The following is a 21,909-nucleotide window of genomic DNA, read 5'->3' on the forward strand; positions in this document are numbered from 1 at the left end:
ATTTGAATATCAAAAAGTTCTTTGGTCAAAGTGAATGGGCCATTCATAATCAAGTGTACATCGCACTCGTTGTCTATTGCCTGAATGTCTTAGCACAATTAGCGACGCAGAGTAAGCGAAAGATCCTACAAATTAGCCGTTACTTAAGAGCTGCACTCTGGAAACCTGCACATATCTGGATTCGTAAAATAAAAGAGACAGCAGTTCCTTAACAAATAAACTGTCGATGCCGCAAATGTCTAATTGTAAATAAAAACCAAATGGATGGACCCAACTCTATTAGAGTGTCTATCTTTTTGGCTCATAACAAGAAATAATAATTGTAAGAATTTTCATTCATTATTTACGCAACGCTAGTGATATTTATTATATGATATAATTCTGACTTTTCGAGGTGTTAATATATGACTTATTATTTAAAAAAACTTGGTCATCAAGAATTGGGAAGTGTTACGCCAACAAGACCTACTCCTTCTAGAGGGAGATATATTTATATCTCTAAAAATATAAATGTACTTTCATTTTTTCCGCCATTATCTCAAACTGTTAAAAATGATTCATCCTTACTACCGATAATCCCTTTATATTTAAATGAACCTACAAAAATATATTGTAATTATATTTATCACAATGACCATTTGTTTGGTGGTTCACGTAATGAATATAGAATCTATTTAAATAATGCGTTGGAAAATAATTCATTCTTATTTACTAGTACCGATATCATTGTTTTTAAAAAAGAAGAAATTAAAATTGAAGAAGAAATTCAGATTGTTTACTTTTTAGAATTACTTAAAACTACAGATAACTTATATGATCTTTGCAATGATATTATTGAAAATTCAAGTATTCGTGGAGATCATGCAACTTACGACGGAGAACTCAAAATCATTGATGACAAAATTAGTCGTTTCTTACAACATGGAACTTTTAATCCTGTTGTAGATGAAACAGTGGCTAAAAAAGTTGAAGAATCTTCTACTAATATAGAAAACTTATTTAATGCAACTTCCTTTAGAGATTTTGTAATGACAGGTTATGGTGGGGTTTGTGCTATTACAGGAAACGTTATAAAATACGGCCAATTCAATAATTTGGAAACGGCTCATATTAAACCAAAAAGTCATGGAGGGACATATTTACCTAATAATGGTATACCCCTTAGCAGAGATATTCATTGGGCTTTCGATAAAGGATTTTTCACTTTATCGGATGATTATACAATAATGGTGCATGAGAAAGTAGAAAACGAGTATTTAGCTTCATTAGATGGTTCAAAAATTAAAATACCCGAAAATGAATTTTTCATACCAGATAAGTCTAGCCTTAAATATCACCGAAACAATGTCTATGGTTTGTTTTTAACTTCAGGGAGACTCTAAAAATGGCCTAGGGAATGAAAATATTCCCTAGGCCATCATCAGTTAATTAGAATACTTTTCATTGCTATCACTATAATATTAACCTATTGCCTAAATAAAGAGAGGATTTAATAAATCCCCTCTAATTTGTTACAAAATTTCTAAGATTGCCAGAGCTAGCTTTTCAGCAAACTTTGGAGGTACAGCATTACCTATCATTTTATAATTGTCTCCTGCACTAGATATAAATTCATAATCGTCAGGAAATGTTTGTAATCTGGCAGCTTCACGCACGGTAATAGAACGAGCCTGTTCAGGATCTGGATGAATATGACGTAAACCATCTTTATATAGATGAGCTGGTATGGTATTACTTGGTTTATCCCAACGTAACACATGATATTTATGAACATTTGAGTTTTTACCGGTAAGTTGTGTATACAGATTTCTTAATGCCTCTGTCGATGTGTATTCGTTTCTACCTGCCTCAATGTCTTCGGCTAGTAGGCGGAATATATCAATATCTCTTGCGCTGTGGAATCTTGGCATATGATTTTTAATCGTTGGATCTTCGCTATAAGAGTGTGATAACTTTTTTCCGCCTAATTTTTCAATTGTATCTGATGGATACAACCTTGGAAGGTCAAATAATGTATCACGAACTGTTCGAGTGTTCTCTTTATACTGAGGCAAAATATTAGAGTAAAAGTTTATTAGCGTTTCTTGAGGATTTTCATATAAATCATTTCGAAGACCTATTAATATTACTCGTTTCCGTAATTGGGGAACACCATATTCTGCAAGATTTATTTGCGCATGAGTTCGTAAATCATCAATGATGGTATAGCCTAGATCATTAATTGCGTCTCTTATTAAAGTGGTAACAGGCTCCCCACCTGGAGCAGCACTTAGCATGCCAGGAACATTTTCAAATACGAATACTTTCGGTCGGTATGCACCGATGATTTTTAAGTAGCTCTCGAATAGGTAGTTTCGATAATCCTCACGCATACCATTCTCATCTCTTATTCTGCCTGCCACGGAGTACGCTTGACATGGAGGTCCACCTATTACTATATCAACTTCTTTATTATTAATTAGACTGTTTAGCCCCGGATGTGATCCATAATCTTCATCATTGGACCATCCGTTTAATAGCTCCTCAGAACGCTGAATATCAAATCGCATAACAATTTCATCCGCATTTGAGTAACCCCATCTTGTTTTTAAGCGATTGATAAGGTTTAGTACTTGTGGCTTTTCCCATTCAATAGCAGCTAATGTTTTATATTGATTAGTTGCCTTAAAACCTTCAGATAAACCTCCGCAACCTGCAAAAGCATCGATAAAATTATAAGTTGCCATATTATTTATCCTCTTCAGTAATATATTTTTTTAATTGTTTTCCCAAGGCAAATCCTAAGAGTGGAGGAACAGCATTCCCAACTTGTCTATATTGTTGTGTTTTGTTTCCATAGAATCTGAAATCGTCCGGAAATGATTGTAATCGAGCGTTTTCTCTAACAGATGGTACTCGATTGTATTGATAATGAAAGTGGTTACGGTGACCAGTATCAATTGTTTTTGATGGTTTGTTACGATGATATCTTGTCCATGCTTCGTTAAACTTTCGACTTTCCCCTACACCTGGTGGTAAATCTTTATGGTTCCCACCCTCTGGGACTTGGGAAATTACATCTATTACAAGTTCGGTATGTTTTGTTCCTATGTGATTAAATAAATCAGTTGCATGTTTACGCATTAACTTTTGATACTTACTTTGTGGAGCTGATTTGTAAGAACTAACTTCAGACCCCAAATTGTCATCGGTGAAATCGTGCAAATCACTTATTGCATCGCCACATGTTACGTATTTATCAGGTGTTAAAATTGGTTCTGGAAATTCGAATGTCTCCCCGTGTAGAAGGCCAACAAAGAAAAGACGCTTTCTGATTTGTGGTACTCCGTAGTCTGGCGCATATAAAATTTGATCATTGACTGTATATCCTAAATCAGTGAATTCTTTTATGATGACTTCTCGAGCCTTCCCTTTATATAAGGTAGTTAAGCCAGGAACATTTTCTAAAACGAAGGCCTTAGGTTGGAAGAATGCTACAGCATTAACCATTGACTTAAATAAAGTATTTCGTTCATCGTCTTCCTCACGTTTCCCAGTCAATGAAAATCCTTGGCACGGTGGTCCACCTATAATCAAATCAACTTGACTATTATTTGTTAAACTTGCCATTTCTAATATAGTGGAACCTTCAAATAAGTTTCCATTCATTGCGACAGCACCATTATGGTTTGCTTTAAAACTAACTAGTGCGTCTTTATTATTGTCAATACCTAATAAAACTTCGTATCCAGCATCCATAAATCCTCTTGATAGTCCACCGCATCCACAAAACATATCGATTACGGTCGGTTTTTTCTTAGTCATTAATTTCAACTCCGCATATATTTCTCTGTTAATTAAATTTTTGTATAAATTTGTTGATTAGCACTGCTTTTTTTAGTTACTTTTATCCCATCTTTTAAGCGACCGTTTTTAACTTCATTTAAAAATAAAGAACCTAACAAACGGCGTTCACCAATTGCTAGACGATTCCATTCATATCCTTTAAATAGGTCTTTCACCAAGAATTCTTCATCAGATTGCAAGTATTTAGTTTCTTTCACCGCAATTTCTAAACAGTTCATATATTCAACCCTCCATAAACATAAGCATAAGCTTAACTATATGTTTATGTTAAATGAAAAGAGATTCATTGTAAATGGTCTATACAACCAAAAGGAACATATGTTCTTTGATTAGTATATCAAATTCAAGATTCAAAACCAATATAAAAATAGAAAGCTAAAATTATCAAATCAGATCTCCTGAATATCAGCGCTTCTGAGGAGTATGATCCAGATAATGCATGTGCAAGAAAGAGAAGACTCAATTCTTGAGGCATGCACCGACCTAGAAAAATGAGGCAAAAAAAAGAGCTGCCGAAATTGTACCTTCGGCAGCTTCCTGTCTATATAGACAGGAAACTATGTGTACTATGTCTTTGCCCCACTCATTCAATCATCAATATCTCCCGAATATCCTCCTCACTCATACCAGTCATTCCATCCTCACCAGATTGAATAACTTCATCAATCAAACTCATCTTTTTCTGCTGCAATTCATTTATTTTCTCTTCAATAGTCCCTTTCGCTACCAAACGAATAACATGCACTTCATTCTCCTGTCCCATACGGTGGGCACGGTCTGCTGCTTGTCGCTCGACAGCTGGGTTCCACCAAAGATCATAGAGTACGACTGTATCTGCTCCCGTTAAGTTTAAGCCAGTGCCTCCAGCTTTTAAGGAAATGAGAAATAGATCTCCTTCACCTTCATTAAAGCGATTGCATAATTCGACACGATCAGCCGGTGGAGTTTGACCGTCTAAGTAAAAATAGGGTGTGCCTTGGCGGATAAGCTGTCTTCGAATAATGCCAAGCATCTCCGTGAATTGGGAAAAGACAAGCACTCGCCTTCCGGATGTTCTGCATTCTTCTAGTATTTCCATCAATTGCTCGTACTTTGCGGAGCTTCCTTTATACCCTTCCACGAACAGGGCGGGATGGCAGCATAATTGTCGAAGTCTCGTTAGCCCGGCTAAAATTTTTATACGGTTCCTTTTTAAATCGCCCTTCTTTAAGTGTTTTAAAGTGTCTTGTTTTAGTTCCGCGAGATAGGCTGCATATAGTTTTTTCTGTTCCAGTTGTAACTCAGAGAATTGTAAGGTCTCGATTTTATTCGGTAATTCGGTCAAAACGTCTTCTTTCATACGTCTTAGAATAAATGGACGTACGCGTTTTGCAATGTTTGCTCTACTTAATTCACTAAACGCTCTGCGGTCTGGTAAAAGACTTGGGAACACTACATGGAAAATCGACCATAGTTCGTCTAATCTGTTTTCTATTGGAGTCCCCGTCAGTGCAAATCGGTATTCAGCTTGAATCATTTTTACCGCTTTTGCGGTCTTTGTTATCGGGTTTTTGAAAGCTTGGGCTTCATCCAAAAACAGTGTATGAAAGTCCAGCTTACGGTAAAGATCTGTATCCATACGCAATGATGGATAAGAAGTGATAATCACATCCACTCCCAAAGATGCTTTCCATAAGGTGCTTCTTTCTTCTTTATTCCCGTCAATAATTTGTGCGTTTATATGCGGAGTGAATTTTTCGAGCTCGCTCTTCCAGTTGTAAATGAGTGATGCTGGAGAGACGATTAATACTGGCAGTTTTCGCTCCCGCACATCTGGAAGTACAGATTCTATGAATGCAATGCTTTGCAGTGTTTTACCTAGCCCCATATCATCCGCTAATATCCCTCCGAATTTATACTTGGATAATAGTTTAAACCATCTGAAACCTACCTTTTGGTAATCACGAAGGACGGATGTTAATGCTGTAGGTATAGTAGCATTCGAATGTTCCGGATCATTTAAGTTCTTTATTAACTTGGCGAAGTTTTCATCTGGATCTACCAAATCTTCTTGTTCCAATGAATCGACCATCTGCATACCACGGATCAAAGGAATCCGAATTCCTTCTCCCATATTGTCGCTGGATAGCCCCATGTCTTGGATGAAATTAGCTAGTGCCAGATATTCCGGTGTCTCCAATGAAACTAAATTGCCATTTGGAATCCGGTAATATTTTCGTTTTTCTTCTATCGAGACCATTAGTTTTTGAATTTCTTTTTCCGAAATTCCCTTCAAATCAAAACGGAACTCCAACCACTCTGTTCGTTCTTTTACGTCCACTTTTATCCTTGGGCCAGTATATGCCTTTTGGACACGCATTTTAACAGCCGTCGAAGCGTATACTTGCACCCATTTTTCCATACTTCCAAGTACATGGTACAAAAAATGGTACTCTGCTTCTTCATCGTATAAAAAAAATCCACCATCCGTTTGCGTAAAGGAGTTTTCCAGCAGTAAATCAATAATTTGCTGCTCCTTATTGCGCTGACGTCTGATTCCCGGATAATGAGTAAAGATTTCTTCACATGGATTGATGATTAAATGCCCATAATGGAACTCTAACCCTACTAGTAACCGGTGCTTCACTCTATCAAGGAACATCTTAATACGAAGTGGCGTTTCCCCCATTCTTTTGGAAATGGATTCAGCAATATTCACATGACCTAGCTTCATTAGCCCAGGTACGACCTTCTCCATAAAATGATCTATTTGGGTCTCCGATATGATCAGTTGATGCTTGCCAGACTGATCAAGCATTGCTTTCAATTCTGCCAACCGGTTGCATTCTTCTTCTGGAAGCTTAAATAATTCACCGTTTGAAAGTGCATAGCCATAAGCCTTTAAAACGTTAATCCCGTCTAGCCCTTTTACGTTCAGTTGGTAGTCTGTCGTATTTCCTTCCTCAAATTCAAAACTTAAAGAAAGTTCTTTTCCAATACGTACCCCATCATAAATCTCTCCACCTTGCATAAACCTTACTGTCGGTGCTTTTTTCAATAAAGGAAGGAGCTGCTCCCAATCGGAAGCAGAAATCAGTAATAATCCATCTTGTAAAGCGGCTTTACTTTTTACTCGTTGACTTTTCATTAGAAATTGAAGAACTTCATCCGTCTCTCTTGGAAAACTATAGAGCTCCGGCGCATATTTCAAGCCCCGGCCATATTCAAACGCTTTTCTATTTTCTATTGCATCTAAAAAATTGGTTATATGCGAGACTGAATGCAAAGAGTGGGTACCTACTCTTACCTGTATTCCTATTGCATACTCCCCTTCTGTTTGATAAACGGGGCGGCAAGTAAACTCCACATGAAATGTTTCTCGATTGTCAAAATGCAGTTGCTTACCTGTTGGTGGTAAAGATCTATTTTCGAATAAACCCAACATTTGGGCTGCCAAGTGATCTTCCACTAGTTGTTCCTTTTCTATGGCGAATAAGACAGCTGCAACATGCTGACAATATGTCTGTACAAAGTTTACTTGGGGGCATGTACAAGTAGCGACTATTTTTCCATTAGGAGCGACTTTTACCATGACTTCAAAATCATCCCCCGCAATCACGCTAGCTTTTATTACTGAACTACTTGCTTGAAAGGGATGAAGATTTACTTTTTCCGCCTGAAAATAAGCCTTACCCTTTTTAAAAGCGGTAACCCCACATAATTTTTTTATTTTTGTTTCATTCATCGAAAAGTTCATCTTGTAGTCCTTTCTCGATTACTGTTAGGTATCTCTTTTATCGTTCTATTTGGTTATATTTTAGCATGTTTTGCTAAGAAGAATAGAACAAGGTGAAGGTCAATAAATTCTGATATACTAGTATTCATGTCTTTTAATGGAGTGAAATAGATGGGTTTCATTAGTAATCAGCTTTTAAAATTTAATATGGATCCTACCTTAACCAAGTATCTTTCCATTTTTATTATGCTTCTTATAATAATTATTTTCTGTATGGTGGCTAATTTTATTACGAAAAGGGTAGTAATTAGGCTCATCACTAAAATCGTGAATAATACTAAGTTCCAATGGGATAATATGCTTTTGGATAGGAAGGTTTTTCATAAACTATCACATATAGTTCCCGCGATTATTATTTACCGCTTTGCCACCACTTTTCCATCCTATCGAGATTTGATCGAAAAGGGTGCGATGACGTATTTAATTATTATGGGATTAGTAATTATCAGTAGCTCATTAAATGCCATGAATGATATTTATCAAACGTATGAAATATCTAAGACCAAGCCTATTAAAGGATATATTCAAGTAGTTAAAATTATTGTTATAACGCTTGGGGTCATCTTGGTGATTGCGAACCTAATTGGGAAAAGTCCACTTCTTTTACTAAGTGGAATTGGAGCTCTCTCTGCTGTATTTATGTTGGTTTTTAGAGATTCGTTATTAGGCCTTGTTGCGGGGATTCAGTTGTCGACCAATGATATGGTTAAGGTTGGTGACTGGATTGAAATGTCTAAGTATGGGGCAAACGGAGACATTATTGATATCTCCCTAAATACAGTGAAGGTGCAAAACTTTGATAAAACGATTACGATGATTCCAAGCTATGCACTAATATCCGATTCTTTTATCAATTGGCGAGGGATGCAATCCTCTGGAGGACGACGGATCAAGCGATCATTACTTATCGATACAAATAGTATTTCATTTTGTACCGAGGATATGATTAATGATTTTAAAAACATTCATTATCTTACTGAATATATCATCTCTAGGGAACATGAAATTGCAGAGTATAATACGAAAAATAAAATTAACCAAAGTAATTCAGTGAATGGAAGGGCTCTTACGAATATCGGTGTATTTAGAGCGTATATTAGCAATTATCTTCAACATCATCCTGGCATCAATCAAGAAATGGCCTTAATGGTTAGACAGTTAGCACCTAGCGAATACGGGTTACCATTAGAAATATATGCGTTCACAAATGATACAAAATGGACGGTGTATGAAACGGTTCAAGCCGATATCTTTGACCATCTTTTCGCCGTAGCACCGGATTTTGGAGTTCAATTATTCCAAAATCCAACTGGGAATGATTTTAAAAAATTCGCAGATACATGAAGACGAGCTAGTACTGAAAAACTCAGTACTAGCTCGTCTTTAATATTTTTAGACTCTATTTATAGAGATTAGAAACTTTCTAAAAATTATTTTCTAAATTCAAGTATAAAAGAAAGATAGATTGACTATATTGTTAATAGATTACTAGCTAACAAAAAGGAGGGGTGAAAATGATGAGTCCATTTGGATTGCCGGAGCAATTACCGGAGACACTAGAAGAATTATTGAAACTTTTACTAGAAACGATTGTTGCTTAAAGGAGACTTAAGATTATTGATGATATTTATAAACGTAGAAAAGTAGATACTACTACTTGGATATCTACTTTTCTAATTTACCAAAAGCTTCATTCTAATATTTCCTTCACTCGCTCCACATAAGGTTCTTTATTATACAAGTAATACAGTAGACTAGATAGACGTATAGGATCACCAAAGAAAAAGCGTTCGTATAGCGTTTGGCGTGTGCCGAAAGAGCTCATTGTTAAATCCCATGCTAAACGAAAGAGTTTGACGCGTTCTTCTGCGTTAGTTGTTTTTGATTGCAAGTACTGATCTAAGTCCTTTCGTATAGATGATTGAAATGTCAGTTCGGTTGGGACAGTCATCAAGCCACTTGCGCCTAAAAGCTGAATGATTTCGGTGAATCTTGGGTAGACGCGAGGAAAGATATTGATGCCCACTTGCAATGATGTACGATCTGGTCGCATAACCCCCCATTCATCCAGTTGTGCCTCTACTTCTGATTTGATGACTAATGCTTTCATCGTTTCCAGTGCCACAATAATCTCGGAGACCTTTTCTTGCACATGCTGGTAATCTTTGATATTAATTGTGTCGATGATGGATTGGGCGACCCCTAATATAAACTCTGTTTTCACTATTTGTCTAGAAATAACTTGATGTAGTGCAAATGCTTGAAAGGAACTCGTTATTTGAAAGCTGTTTGCAATCTCAGAATTATCATAATAAAATACGCGCTCCCACGGTACGAGCACGTTGTCGAAAACAACAATACTGTCCATTTCCTCATAGCGTGAACTTAATGGATAGCTAAATGCGGAGTCTCCCCCTACAAATGATTCCCTACAAATGAACTTTAAACCTTTAGAATTACTTGGGATGGAAAAGGCAAACCCACTTTCCTCCTCCATAATTTCTCCAGAAGAAAGGACCAAAATTTCATCTGTTATTCCACCTTGTGTTGCAAGTAATTTTGCACCTTTTACAATAATCCCTTCTGCGTTTCGATCAACGACTTTTGCAGCAATAGGCTCATGTTCGTTCTCGAAATAATATGGTGATCTATTCACTTGTGGATCTATAAAAGTATGCGTCATTGATAAATCATGCTCACGTGCAAATTCATAGAACGATTGTAAATACTCCGGAAAACAGTTCTTTTTCCCTTTTAACAGGTCGGAAGATGATGCAAGCGCCATTAATGTCGTATTCATATAATCTGGGCTTCTTCCCATGAAACCATTGTTTGTTTTCGCCCAATGTTGGATCATCTCCCTTCTTTTCACTAAGTCTTCTTTTGTTTTAGGCTGTAAATAAGACATCCCGACTAGTTCTCCAGTAGATGGCGATAGATAAGTCAGAATATCTTTTAACGTATTATCGTGTTGTAGATCATACAAAGTTGCTTGACTCTTCATAACCCCTTTAAATGCGGGGTGCTCCGAAATATTACCCGTTACCCGTTCTCCATTTACCCATACTTCCGTTTTTAACTTATCAATTCTTTCTATATATTGCTTCCCCGTAATCACTGACATTCACTCACTCCTCTATGGTGCATGCTAATTGTTCCGAACTTCTTTAGATGTATATTATTAATAGTTGCTATTAGGTGTGACAAATACAAATTTGTGCACTTTAAAATGGAATAAAAAATAAATCTATTGTAATTTCCGAATTTTAACTATATTATAATAACTGAGAGGTGATTCATATGTCAGAAACAATAAAATTAGCTTCAAATTCTCTACCACTCACTAAGAAAGGAGAAAAAACACGACAGCATTTATTAAAAATTGCGGAAGAAGTGTTTGGCGAAAAAGGATATTTTAATGCATCAATTGTTGATATTACGCAAAAGGCAAAAGTAGCTCAAGGAACTTTTTATAATTATTTCCCTTCTAAACAGTCTATTTTTGAAGAGCTTGTGAGAACGATGAGCCATACTTTTCGGAATGAAATTCGAAATGCAATTACAACTGCTTCCAATTTTGAAGAATCACAACGAATTGGATTTAGAACTTTCTTTTCTTGGGTAAAAAATCATCGAAATTTATATAGCATTGTTCAGCAAACAGTTCTTGTAGATGAGCAGCTTTATCGCTGGTACTATGAGCGGCTTGCTTTAGGTTACATTAAAGGCTTAGAAGAAGCTCTAGGCAAGGAAGAAATTAAAAAGTACGACACGGAGACGATTGCTTATTGTTTAATGGGAATTAGTCAGTTTTTAGGAATGAGATGGATCTATTGGGAAGATAAAAATGTACCAGAAGACCTTTTAGAAGATGCAATATCTTTTATTTTCCAAGGTCTAAAGAAGTAAAGTTAGGAGTGAAATCAAGGTGTACGGCATATCACATTGGATTGATCAGCGTGCGAGCATAACGCCGGAAAGGAAAGCGCTAATCGATGAACATAGAGACCTTACCTATTTTGAAATGAGCAAATTGGTTGATCATTTTGCTGGGTTGTTACAGTCAACGTATTCCATAAAAAAAGGCGATAGAGTCGGTTTGTTATCCAAAAATAGTATGGAATACATTATCACTTTATTTGCAGTAGCCAAACTTAATGCTATTGTTGTCCCTTTAAATACTCGCTTATCCGTAGATGAATTGAAGTTTCAGCTGATAGATAGTGGACTTCAAACACTAATAGTAGACAGGGATCATCATTCGATAGGAAAAGAGTTACTACAGAGCATTCATTTTCAAAATCTACTAGCTTTCGATTCTCTCCATCAAGCCGAGTCAGAATCATTCGTATTCACTGAAATTGACCCCGCTGCACCGTACATCATTTGTTATACATCAGGGACAACCGGCAGACCAAAAGGAGCTGTATTGACGCAGGAGAATATGTTTTGGAACGCAGTTAATAACATATTCAGTCTCGATATTACCTCTAAAGACACGATCATTACACTATTGCCATTATTTCATATAGGTGGAATTGGCCTTTTCACCTTACCTGTATTGTTAGCCGGAGGAACGGTCGTTGTTCCAGACAGATTTGAACCTGAGCTAGCGTTGAAATATATTGAAAAATATACAGTCACGATTGTAATGGGTGTTCCTACAATCCATGATGCTTTGCGAAAATCGCCCATCTTTGAAACTACGAATCTAGCGTCCGTTCGTTTCTTTTATAACGGTGGTGCGCCATGTCCAGAGGAGTTAATACGGTGGTATTTACAAAAAGGCATTCGTTTCGGACAGGGTTATGGTTTAACCGAAACATCGCCTACTGTATGTTTACTTTCTGAAGAGGACTATGAACGTAAAGCCGGTTCTATAGGAAAACCGGTTATGTTTACGCAAATACGCGTTGTGAATGATGAAGGAAAAGAAGTAGTTCCAGGTGAAATAGGAGAGCTGCTAATCAAAGGCCCCAATGTTATGAAGGAGTATTGGAATCTGCCTAAAGAAACCGATAAATCCATTCAAAACGGTTGGTTTGCTACAGGAGATGTCGTTAGACAGGATGACGAAGGATTCGTTTATGTTGCAGGACGAAAAAAAGAAATGATTATTTCCGGCGGAGAAAATATTTATCCACTAGAAGTGGAAAAAGTTATTTACGACATACCTGAAGTAGAAGAAGTAGCTGTAATTGGGGTTTCTCATGACAAATGGGGGGAAACACCTATTGCCTTTGTATCGCTAAAAGGTGAAGTCGTTCTAACGGAGGACGATTTAAAACAACATTGTGCATTAAAATTAGCCCGTTATAAAGTACCGAGTGTTTTTAAGTTTGTAAGCGCTTTACCGAAAAATGCAACTGGCAAAATTGATAAAGCTACTCTAAAAAAATATTACGTAGGAGAAGTGATAAACTTATGATGAATTTTTTTGTAGGTCAGACCGCCTCCTTTAGCAGAACTGTTACGGAAACGGATGTTGTCATGTACGCAGGTATAAGCGGAGATTATAATCCTGTTCATGTCGACCAGGAATTTGCTAGTGGCACTAGATTTGGTCAGCGGATTGCCCATGGTCTATTAACTACCTCCTTTCTTTCAAGGCTTCTTGGAATGGAGCTTCCTGGTCAAGGATCTGTTTATTTAGAGCAGTCCTTAAAGTTCAAAAAACCAGTATTTATTGGAGATACGGTAACAGCAACTGCTGAAATTTTAGACATCGATCATGACAGAGGAATCATTCGACTGGAGACAATTTGCCGAAAACAAGATAACACAGTCGTATTAACTGGCGAAGCGAAGATGATGATGCCAAAGGAAGGAGAAAAGATATGATACAAATTGTACAAACAAGCACTTACTTTCCTAATGGAATTGAAACCGCAAAAGATCTTGAAGCAAAAACGGGAATTCCTGAACAAGTGATAAAAGAAAAGTTTGGTCTCTACGAAAAACATGTAGCGGATTCATTTACGCATGCTTCTGATATGGCCATAAAGGCTGCTTTACCAATATTAGAAAAAATAGACCCTCTCGCCATTGATGTCATTATTTACTTTGGAAGTCCATTCAAAGATTATGGAGTTTGGTCAAGTGCTTCTAAAATTCAACATGAATTAGGCGCCAAAAATGCATATGCGTTTGAAATAATGAATGTTAGCTCCTGTTTTCCAATTGCTCTTAAAGTAGCAAAAGATATATTGAATGCGGACAAAACAGTTAATCATATTTTGCTTGTTGGTGGATGTAAGGAGTCTCAAATAATAGATTATGAAAATCCTAGATCGAGGTTTATGTTTAATTTTGCGGACGGTGGAGCTGCAGCGCTTCTATCAAAAGATGATGGTAAATTTGAGATTTTAGAGTCTTCTATTTACACAGATGGTTCTTTCCATGATGATATCCGGGTTCCAGCAGGAGGATCTGTTCTACCTGCTTCATATGAAACAGTTGAAAATAATCTTCATTTTATTGATGTGAAAGATCCAGCGGAAATGAAAGAACGGCTTGACCCTGTCTCAGTATCTAATTTTATAAAAGTAATAAAGGAATCCGTTATAAAAAGTGGATACTCCTTAAACGATATCGATATGGTGCTCCCATTACACACAAAAAAATCCATGTTTAAACAAATTTTAGATGGACTTAATCTTCCAGAGGAAAAAGCAATATACCTCGATCACTATGGCCATATGTCCTCTCTCGATCCATTAGTTGGATTAAATATGGCAGAAGAAGAGAAAAAATTACAAAAAGGAAGTATTGTTGTTGCGGTTAGTGCAGGTACTGGATACACATGGGCAGCGACAACGTTAAGAAAAATAAAAGACTAGGGGGAAAGAAAATGAAATTGTCTACAAGTAAGAAAGCTTACTTTGGTTTATTCGTTTTACTCATGCTCTTCATCTATGGTTGTAGCTCCGAGAATGGCGATAAACCAGAAACAAAAGCCGATACAGATACAGTTGGTAATAAAAGTACCGAACCAATCAAAATCGGTGTGCTCGCTTCTCTAACAGGTGGGCTTGAATCCTACGGAAAGCAAACCGTCCGAGGATTTGAGCTTGGGCTTGAATATGCAACAGATGGCAAAATGGAAGTCGATGGTCGCAAAATAGAATTTATCATAGAAGATACGGAAACAAAAGCAGAAGTTGCGGTTCAAAAGGCTACCAAACTACTGGAAGACGACAAGGTAGATTTCCTTGTAGGCTCTTCTAGCTCAGGGGACACCCTTGCGGTATTACCACTTGCCGAAGAATATGAAAAAATTATGGTAGTAGAACCTGCTGCTGCCGATAGTATTACAGGAGCGGAATTCAATAAATACATTTTCCGAACTGCACGTAACTCCTCTCAAGACGCTGTAGCAGGAGCTGCGGCCATTGTTAAAAAAGGCGTTAAAATTGCAACGCTTGCACCTGATTACTCCTTCGGTCAAGATGGTGTGGCTGCATTTAAAGAAGCAGCTATCAAGTTAGGTGGAGAGATTATTCACGAAGAATATGTAGATCCAGCAGCGACTGATTTTACTTCCAATATTCAAAAGATTATTGACCAAAAACCTGATTATTTATATGTTATCTGGGCAGGATCCAATACCCCTTGGAACCAAATCATGGATATGAAAGTACAAGAAAAAGGAATCAAAATTTCAACTGGTGTTGCCGACATTGCAACTCTTCCTACTATGAAACCGCTTGTAGGGATGGAAGGCTTCACGGTTTATTATCATGAGTTACCTAATAACGATGTAAATAAATGGCTTGTGGAAGAACACAAAAAGAGACATAATGGCGACGTACCTGATCTATTTACTCCAGGTGGCATGAGTGCAGCGCTAGCGATTGTAGAGGCGTTGAAGAAAACAGATGGCGATACCGATTCTGCTAAGCTTATTGAAACCATGGAAGGTATGAGCTTTGAATCACCAAAAGGAACGATGACATTCCGTCCAGAAGACCATCAAGCACTTCAATCGCTTTATGCAGTAAAACTAGAAAATAGAGAAGGGCTAGATTATCCTGTGCCGGTATTAATTAGAGAGTTAACCCCTGAAGAGACGGCTCCACCTATACGGAATAAATAATTCGTTCATTCATAAAAAAGAAGACTCCCACTTCTATAAGAAGCTAAAATGGGAGTCTTTCCATATTATTGCTCTTCTAACGCGTCTGGATAGATAATTGTGTCAAATACTTCTCCAGAGGCCTCATCTTGAATAGAGATTTCTACTTTGTACGCCTCTGCATCTACTCCATTGAAAATTTGATAGTATGCTCCTACCATTCCTAAGCCTAGCGCTGCAAAACCATCAAAACTATTTTCATATGCAGCTTTATCCACTACTATTGTAAATGCTGAAAAGGAGTCATTGGATGTGATGTCTTTGATAGACGCAAAATCTTCACTATTCTTTGTTTCTTCTACACTTTCCATTATGCTTTTTTGGATATCGGCTAACATTTCTTTATGTTGAGACTTAGACATTTTATATGTAACGGATCCATCCTCATTTGCTGTCGCCTCGCCAATACCTTCTTCTTTTGCATTAGCAACAACTTGATTGATGTCTTCCCCTTCAAAAAAAGTTGCTGGTAACGTAATTTCTACATTGAACAATCCTTTATCCACATTAACGGATTCGCTATCTGCTTTTTCTACACTACTTTTTTCCGTTTCTTTTTCTTTTTCACTGCTTGTTTCTTCTTGACCACATGCAGATACGATAAAAACTAAAACTAATAAAGACGATAATAACTTTTTCAAAACTCTATCTCCTGTCTATTCTATTTAGTAGAGAAAAATACATTATCCCAATTTCCATCTTCGTAAACTACCTTGATTGGATCATCTACTTTCACTTGATTGATAATAAGTCCTTCTACAGTTCCTCCAACATAAACTTTCCCATGGTATTCTGGCTCATGAACAACTGAAACCGTTTCATAAGGAGAACCATCTTCACCGATAAAGTTAAAGTCCCATCCATCAGCTAACCAGGCATAATCTTCCGTTTCTGCTTCCTTCAATGTCGCTTTGACATTTAGCATGATATATTCGTATCCTTCTGGAGGCGTTTCATTGAATTCATTTTGCCCTTTTACAAAATCCAATACTTCTTGACCACGTTTTACTTCAGTAATCGTAATATCTGCTTTCCCTGCGAATGAATTGGATTCATTGTCAAAAATCATGATATCAACCAGCTGAGTTGTCCCTACTGGTACGGGATTTGATCTTTTTCCAAATGCCGCTTCTTCTGCTACATTTTCCTTCTGTTTTTCTGTCGTTTTCACATCTTGCTCTTTTTCTACGTCAGAAGTTGTATTCTCTTGTTCTACTGCTCCTTCACTACATGCAGCTAATAGCAATGCAAATAAAAAAGTTGTAGATAGTAATAATTTTTTCATCACAATTCTCCTACCTTATTCTATTAAATATTGAAACACTCGTATAATTTTACCATATTTTCTATTCAATATTTATCCAATTTTTGGTCCTATTTCCACTTTGATATATATTAATCAGTGGAATCTTTCTAATTAATAAGGTAACTTATAGGAAAGGGGTGATTTTAGATGCAAAATGCAAGTTTTGTAGCTTCATGGAGTGGTGGAAAGGATTCAGCTTTAGCTTATTACCGAGCTTTGCAATTAGGAATGATGCCGAAAAAAGTGCTGACGATGTTTGAAGAAGATGGAGAATTTTCTAAGTCACATGCACTTCCCTTAGAGGTAGTCCAAGCCCAAGTGGACCGACTTGGCGTGCCTTTATTAACAAAAGCAGCTAGTTGGGGTTCATATGAAAACCAGTTTACTAGAGCTATGGATGCTTGCCGGGAAGAAGGAATTACACACGGGGTGTTTGGCGATATCGATCTAGAAGGGCATTTGGAGTGGGTACAAAAGACGTGTGCGAAGTCGGACATCATTGCCGTGCACCCGCTTTGGCAAATCCCAAGAAGAACGGTCGTGGACGAGTTGTTAGCTGAAGGATTCGAAGCTTGGATTGTTGTTGTGAATACAACGATGATGCCCGCTAAGTTTGTTGGAAAAAGATTGACGAGAGATATTGTCGAGGAACTCGAACTTGCGGGCATCGATGCGTGTGGGGAAAACGGCGAGTTTCACACCGTCGTCGTAGACGGTCCGATTTTTTCCTCGCGTGTTCCGGTTATGATTGGGGAACCGCTTGAGAAAGGCAATTATGTGTTCACACACGTCGCGCTTTCGGAGTAGTTTATTGGCTTGTGGCGTTCGGTATGGTGTTTGTCATTTTGAGCGGTTGGTTTGTCGTGTTCACTAGTCGTTTTGTCGCGTTCAGCATACCTTTTGTCTCGTTAGGATTATTTATCCAAATAAGCGACACTTTAATAAGAAAACGCCCTCGTTACTGCAACAAGCCATTGCCATGTATCATTCTCAAATGATGATAGTAAAGGAAGTTTTAGATTCTACGGATGTTCTGGTTGCTACAAAATATCCGGAAATAAAAAAAAGAGCAAAACCTGAATTTAAGGTTTGCTCTCAATTTTCCGATACAGAATACTCTTTTTCCAAACTGGCTATCAGCTATATAGTATTCATCCATCAGCATCTTTAATTCCAGTCAGACAAGGTATTGAAGTGGTTGAAACTTTAGAGTGAATTGATATAACTATTATCATCCGTAGCTGACTAAAGTTACTAACGCCGTCAATCTATTAGATTAGCTTATTTAGCATTAGGTCTTTTTCCATCTGAAATAAGGTGATGAATTCTCTCAATTAATGGTGGCAATTCGCTCATCGATTTGATTGTAAAATCTGCCCCGTTTTGTAAAAAGGATTTTTCTGTTTTAGAGATCACTTTCTCTTGCTCTTCTTTAGATAAAGCATTAAATTCATCTAAACTTAATCCCATTTCAGAGCTGCCGATCACGACACCCACTGCCCAAACACCTGCATTTATTGCCTCTTTAATATCTGAAGTAGTATCTCCTACTTTTACGACTTTCCATGATGCTGATAATTTTAATGCCTCCATATTGCGATATATCATATAAGGATACGGTCTTCCCAAAGAATTTGTTCCATCTGGTGTAATATAAAAATCTGGATCATAGCCTTTTTTCAAAGCATTAGGAACAACAACATCCATCATAGTTTGTGTATATCCTGTTGTTGAACCGATTTTCAATCCTTTGCTTCTTAATACTTGCACAGTCTCCACAACCTCTGGAATTGGATCTGTATACTCGCTTAAAGAAGACATGAGCGCAGTTTCAAATTCAGAATATAGATTCTCTACATCTTGTTCATTAAATGGTCTTTTGTATTTTTCTTCCCATTTTGTCGAGATTCTTGGCATGGACAGCATCGCGCGAATATGGTCAATTTTCAACATTCCCATTGGTTCTCTTGCTTCATCCATGGTTACTTCAATACTTGCATTTTTAAAAATATCAATAAACACGTTTACTGGTGCAAAGCAACCAAAATCCACTGTTGTACCAGCCCAATCTAAAATAATTCCTTCTACATTGTTCATTATTTATTCACTCCCATGTAAGATTCTATAATAGTGCATAATTGTTCCATATCGGCTTCATAAATTTCACCAATATTTCCGATTCGAAATGTATTTTCATTCGTCAATTTTCCAGGATAAAGTACGTAGCCTTTTTCTTTAACAAATGTATAAAAGTGTTCAAAATTAAAGCAATCATCCGGAAAAAGAAAAGTTGTAATAATAGGAGATTGTTTTTCTTTTGATATATAGGCTTGAAATCCTATTTTTTCAAGTCTCTCTCTTAATATCCGATTATTATTCTGATAACGGGAAAACCTTGCTGGAATGCCACCTTCTTCATCTAATTCATCTAGGGCTTTAGAAAAAGCAGCTACTACATGTGTTGGAGAAGTAAAACGCCATTTCCCATCCTTGTCCATTTCCTTCCATTGATCATATAAATCAAATGACAAACTGCTCGAATTACCTTCACAATTCATTAGCTTCTCTAGTCTAGCAATGACAAAAGCAAAACCAGGAACTCCTTGAATACATTTATTGGCACTGCTAATTAAATAATCAATCCCTAGTTCAGGAACATTCATCTCCATTCCACCGAAACTGCTCATGGCATCAATGATTAACGTTTTCTCAAATTCCTTTGATAGTTTTGAAATCGTCTCAAGTGGATTTAATATGCCTGTTGTTGTTTCACAATGGACCATTACTATATGCGTAATGTTTTGATCCTCTTTTAGAATACTTCTAATTTCTTCTTCGCTTGGGTATTCATCGTAAGCTACGCTGTATTCTCTATATGCTAGTCCAATATAGTTAGCAATTTTTACAATTCTTTCTCCATAGGCACCATTCGTTACAATTAAAACCTTATCTTGATTCGATATAGTTGAATTCATCACCGCTTCAACGGCAAATGTTCCACTTCCTTGCATGAGTACAGTTGTATATTCTTCTTGATCAGCTCCGGCTAATTCGAGAAGCTTAGCTCTTATTTTTTGTGTAATGGCTTTATAGTCATTGTCCCAAGTACAACGGTCTAAAAGCATTTCCTCTTTCACTCTACTTGTCGTTGTCAAAGGTCCAGGTGTTAAAAGTTTGTAGTGATTCATGGTTCTATATAATCTCCTTCATTTATGAATTTAGTTAGAAGTTGCTGGAAGGTAACGTTTTTTCAAACGGGTTGAAATGACCTCTAATAGAAAAGCAATAATGAGAATTGCGTAGGTAATAAAGCCAACCTCCCGCAGATCGAAGTAGAAGCTAGATGCCATAAAAAGCTCAAATCCGATTCCGCCTGCTCCAGCTGCTGCACCCATTGCTACTGCTACACCAAAATTAATTTCAAATCGCAAGAAAACCCATGATAGTAAATAGGTAAATGTAGATGGTATGACACCGCTTCTTACGATATGCCACCAGTTCGCACCAGTTGATTGCAGCGCTTCAAAGATTCCTTTATCGACTTCTTCAAAGCCTTCCGAAAATGCTTTTACTAAATAAGCGATAGAATGCAATAGCATCCCCAAAACCGCCGCTTCACTTCCTAACCCAGCGGCAATCGCAAAGATTAACACCCATAATACCGTTGGAACAGCCCGAATAATCGCAACAAAGACACGAACAATTCTTGATACCCATACAGGAGCTAAATTCGTTGCGGCCATCAAAGAAAGGAAAAAAGCAATTATGGCACCGATAATCGTAGCTAAGAACGCTAAACTAAGTGTAATTCCAACTTGATAGATGGCTTCTCCCAAATTAAAATGACTTAATGCCGGCTCAAGAAACATCACTTTCAAGTTATAAGCTGTTTCCGAAATCGCTGAACCTAATTCAAGCCCTGCATAGTTAAAAAATAGAAAGGAAACAACCGTCAAAATTGTCAGAATCAATAACGTCCATCTTACGACTTGATCACCCTTGTTACCCGATTTTATTCGAATCTGGCCGTTTTTCTTTCTATTAATATAGGTTGCTACCATTATAGAATCACCTTCCGTACATAATTTGAAATAAGATCCACAATAATAACGGTAATGACAATACATAATGTCACAAGTGCTACGGCATTATAATTTAACATCTTATAATACATATCAAACGTATATCCAATTCCCGTACCCGTTAAGATCCCTACCAAAGTAGCATTTCTAATATTGGTTTCCACCATAAACAATACCCAGCTGAGCATCTGTGGCAAGCATTGTGGAATAACTGCCTTACTCACAACTTGGAAATAGGTTGCCCCCGTTGCAGTTAATGCTTCAACAGAACTTTGACTGGCTTCATCAATCGATTCGATAAATGCCCTTGTTAAAAATCCTACTGTCCCAATAAATAGAGCGAGAAATCCTGTTACTGAATTTTGCCCAAAAGAAATAAGCAAAACCAAGGACCATGCGACAACTGGAATATTTCTTGATACGGAAGCAATAAAACGAGCAAATACACTTAAGAAGTTGTTTACTTTTGTTGTTTTTGATCCAAATACCCCTAAGAAAAGAGAAACAACAGCCGCTATAGTTGTTGCAGCAATAGACATAAAGATGGTTTCAGCTAATTTTTCTAGGATCTTTGGCAATTTATCAAACGACTCCTGTGTCACCATTAAATTGGAAAAGATCCAACCTATAGCTTTAGGGATTGTCGCCATCCCCTCTACAAAGTTAAATGTTGTAATAACTGATGAAAAATAGGTAAGAACAATGATGATGAGAAGAAAGATTACTGTCTGCCATCTGCTTTTTCGCATCGTTTTTTCATTCACGG

The 21,909-nt window shown here is 37.1% G+C and carries 19 protein-coding genes and 1 pseudogene; 9 read left to right on the top strand and 11 right to left on the bottom strand.

Features of this window, described 5'->3' with window-relative positions; translation table 11 throughout:
* Together ACIQYS_RS12105 and ACIQYS_RS12110 are read left to right on the top strand one after the other, a co-directional pair.
* Window positions 1-212 (top strand): annotated as a pseudogene (locus tag ACIQYS_RS12105) (IS4 family transposase); the annotation flags it as partial.
* Window positions 213-404: 192 nt separating this feature from the next.
* The gene (locus ACIQYS_RS12110; RefSeq protein ID WP_402979816.1) at window positions 405-1,382 is read left to right on the top strand and encodes an HNH endonuclease; all 978 of its coding nucleotides are present in this window, start codon (window positions 405-407) and stop codon (window positions 1,380-1,382) included.
* Between the two features lie 129 nt (window positions 1,383-1,511).
* Here the strand turns inward: ACIQYS_RS12110 and ACIQYS_RS12115 are convergent, their stop codons facing one another.
* From ACIQYS_RS12115 to ACIQYS_RS12130, 4 genes are all read right to left on the bottom strand, one after another.
* Window positions 1,512-2,726, bottom strand: a complete 1,215-nt coding sequence (locus ACIQYS_RS12115; protein ID WP_402979819.1) for a DNA cytosine methyltransferase — start codon at window positions 2,724-2,726, stop codon at window positions 1,512-1,514.
* Window position 2,727: 1 nt separating this feature from the next.
* Window positions 2,728-3,804 (bottom strand): DNA cytosine methyltransferase, encoded by a 1,077-nt coding sequence (locus tag ACIQYS_RS12120; protein ID WP_402979822.1) that lies wholly within the window; start codon window positions 3,802-3,804, stop codon window positions 2,728-2,730.
* Between the two features lie 32 nt (window positions 3,805-3,836).
* Complete coding sequence (locus ACIQYS_RS12125; protein WP_402979825.1) at window positions 3,837-4,064, bottom strand: single-stranded DNA-binding protein; 228 nt, start codon at window positions 4,062-4,064, stop codon at window positions 3,837-3,839.
* A gap of 365 nt (window positions 4,065-4,429) precedes the next feature.
* Window positions 4,430-7,570, bottom strand: coding sequence for a DEAD/DEAH box helicase (locus ACIQYS_RS12130; protein WP_483880187.1), 3,141 nt, complete (start codon window positions 7,568-7,570; stop codon window positions 4,430-4,432).
* A 162-nt stretch (window positions 7,571-7,732) separates the two neighbouring features.
* Between ACIQYS_RS12130 and ACIQYS_RS12135 the strand changes: the two genes are divergently transcribed.
* Window positions 7,733-8,965 (top strand): mechanosensitive ion channel family protein, encoded by a 1,233-nt coding sequence (locus ACIQYS_RS12135; protein WP_402979831.1) that lies wholly within the window; start codon window positions 7,733-7,735, stop codon window positions 8,963-8,965.
* A 346-nt stretch (window positions 8,966-9,311) separates the two neighbouring features.
* Here ACIQYS_RS12135 and hpaB read toward each other — a convergent pair whose 3' ends face one another.
* Window positions 9,312-10,745, bottom strand: a complete 1,434-nt coding sequence (gene hpaB / locus ACIQYS_RS12140; RefSeq protein ID WP_402979834.1) for a 4-hydroxyphenylacetate 3-monooxygenase, oxygenase component — start codon at window positions 10,743-10,745, stop codon at window positions 9,312-9,314.
* A 176-nt stretch (window positions 10,746-10,921) separates the two neighbouring features.
* Here hpaB and ACIQYS_RS12145 point away from each other — a divergent pair, with 176 nt between their 5' ends.
* From ACIQYS_RS12145 to ACIQYS_RS12165, 5 genes are read left to right on the top strand one after another with little or no spacing between them, the layout of a single operon-like run.
* Window positions 10,922-11,530 (top strand): TetR/AcrR family transcriptional regulator, encoded by a 609-nt coding sequence (locus ACIQYS_RS12145; RefSeq protein WP_402979837.1) that lies wholly within the window; start codon window positions 10,922-10,924, stop codon window positions 11,528-11,530.
* Between the two features lie 19 nt (window positions 11,531-11,549).
* Window positions 11,550-13,049, top strand: a complete 1,500-nt coding sequence (gene menE / locus ACIQYS_RS12150) for an o-succinylbenzoate--CoA ligase (RefSeq protein ID WP_402979840.1) — start codon at window positions 11,550-11,552, stop codon at window positions 13,047-13,049.
* Window positions 13,046-13,462 carry a MaoC family dehydratase gene (locus tag ACIQYS_RS12155; protein ID WP_402979843.1) on the top strand — a complete coding sequence of 139 codons (417 nt, stop codon included), beginning with the start codon at window positions 13,046-13,048 and terminating at the stop codon, window positions 13,460-13,462. Before menE ends, ACIQYS_RS12155 begins: the two co-directional genes overlap by 4 nt.
* Window positions 13,459-14,460 (top strand): 3-oxoacyl-ACP synthase, encoded by a 1,002-nt coding sequence (locus ACIQYS_RS12160; protein WP_402979846.1) that lies wholly within the window; start codon window positions 13,459-13,461, stop codon window positions 14,458-14,460. Before ACIQYS_RS12155 ends, ACIQYS_RS12160 begins: the two co-directional genes overlap by 4 nt.
* Window positions 14,461-14,471: 11 nt before the next feature.
* A complete protein-coding gene (locus tag ACIQYS_RS12165; RefSeq protein WP_402979849.1) occupies window positions 14,472-15,716 on the top strand; it encodes a substrate-binding domain-containing protein in 1,245 nt (414 codons plus the stop codon).
* Window positions 15,717-15,781: 65 nt separating this feature from the next.
* On the opposite strand, the gene ACIQYS_RS12170 is transcribed toward ACIQYS_RS12165, so the two are convergent.
* Together ACIQYS_RS12170 and ACIQYS_RS12175 are read right to left on the bottom strand one after the other, a co-directional pair.
* On the bottom strand, window positions 15,782-16,396 hold the full coding sequence (locus ACIQYS_RS12170; RefSeq protein WP_402979852.1) for a hypothetical protein: 615 nt from the start codon (window positions 16,394-16,396) through the stop codon (window positions 15,782-15,784).
* Between the two features lie 20 nt (window positions 16,397-16,416).
* On the bottom strand, window positions 16,417-17,040 hold the full coding sequence (locus ACIQYS_RS12175; RefSeq protein WP_402979855.1) for a hypothetical protein: 624 nt from the start codon (window positions 17,038-17,040) through the stop codon (window positions 16,417-16,419).
* A 168-nt stretch (window positions 17,041-17,208) separates the two neighbouring features.
* Between ACIQYS_RS12175 and ACIQYS_RS12180 the strand changes: the two genes are divergently transcribed.
* Window positions 17,209-17,868 (top strand): Dph6-related ATP pyrophosphatase, encoded by a 660-nt coding sequence (locus ACIQYS_RS12180; protein ID WP_402979858.1) that lies wholly within the window; start codon window positions 17,209-17,211, stop codon window positions 17,866-17,868.
* Window positions 17,869-18,342: 474 nt separating this feature from the next.
* On the opposite strand, the gene phnX is transcribed toward ACIQYS_RS12180, so the two are convergent.
* From phnX to phnE, 4 genes are read right to left on the bottom strand one after another with little or no spacing between them, the layout of a single operon-like run.
* Window positions 18,343-19,158: a phosphonoacetaldehyde hydrolase gene (phnX, locus tag ACIQYS_RS12185; protein WP_402979860.1), complete on the bottom strand. Its 816-nt coding sequence runs from the start codon at window positions 19,156-19,158 to the stop codon at window positions 18,343-18,345.
* Window positions 19,158-20,249: a 2-aminoethylphosphonate--pyruvate transaminase gene (phnW, locus tag ACIQYS_RS12190; RefSeq protein WP_402979863.1), complete on the bottom strand. Its 1,092-nt coding sequence runs from the start codon at window positions 20,247-20,249 to the stop codon at window positions 19,158-19,160. Before phnW ends, phnX begins: the two co-directional genes overlap by 1 nt.
* A gap of 30 nt (window positions 20,250-20,279) precedes the next feature.
* Entirely contained in the window at window positions 20,280-21,122 is an 843-nt protein-coding gene (locus ACIQYS_RS12195) for an ABC transporter permease subunit (RefSeq protein WP_402979865.1), read from the bottom strand.
* Complete coding sequence (gene phnE, locus ACIQYS_RS12200; RefSeq protein ID WP_402979868.1) at window positions 21,122-21,907, bottom strand: phosphonate ABC transporter, permease protein PhnE; 786 nt, start codon at window positions 21,905-21,907, stop codon at window positions 21,122-21,124. Before phnE ends, ACIQYS_RS12195 begins: the two co-directional genes overlap by 1 nt.
* Window positions 21,908-21,909: the final 2 nt, after the last annotated feature.

Origin of the sequence: Psychrobacillus sp. NPDC096426 (assembly GCF_044762745.1) — a bacterium.
Lineage (GTDB): Bacteria > Bacillota > Bacilli > Bacillales_A > Planococcaceae > Psychrobacillus.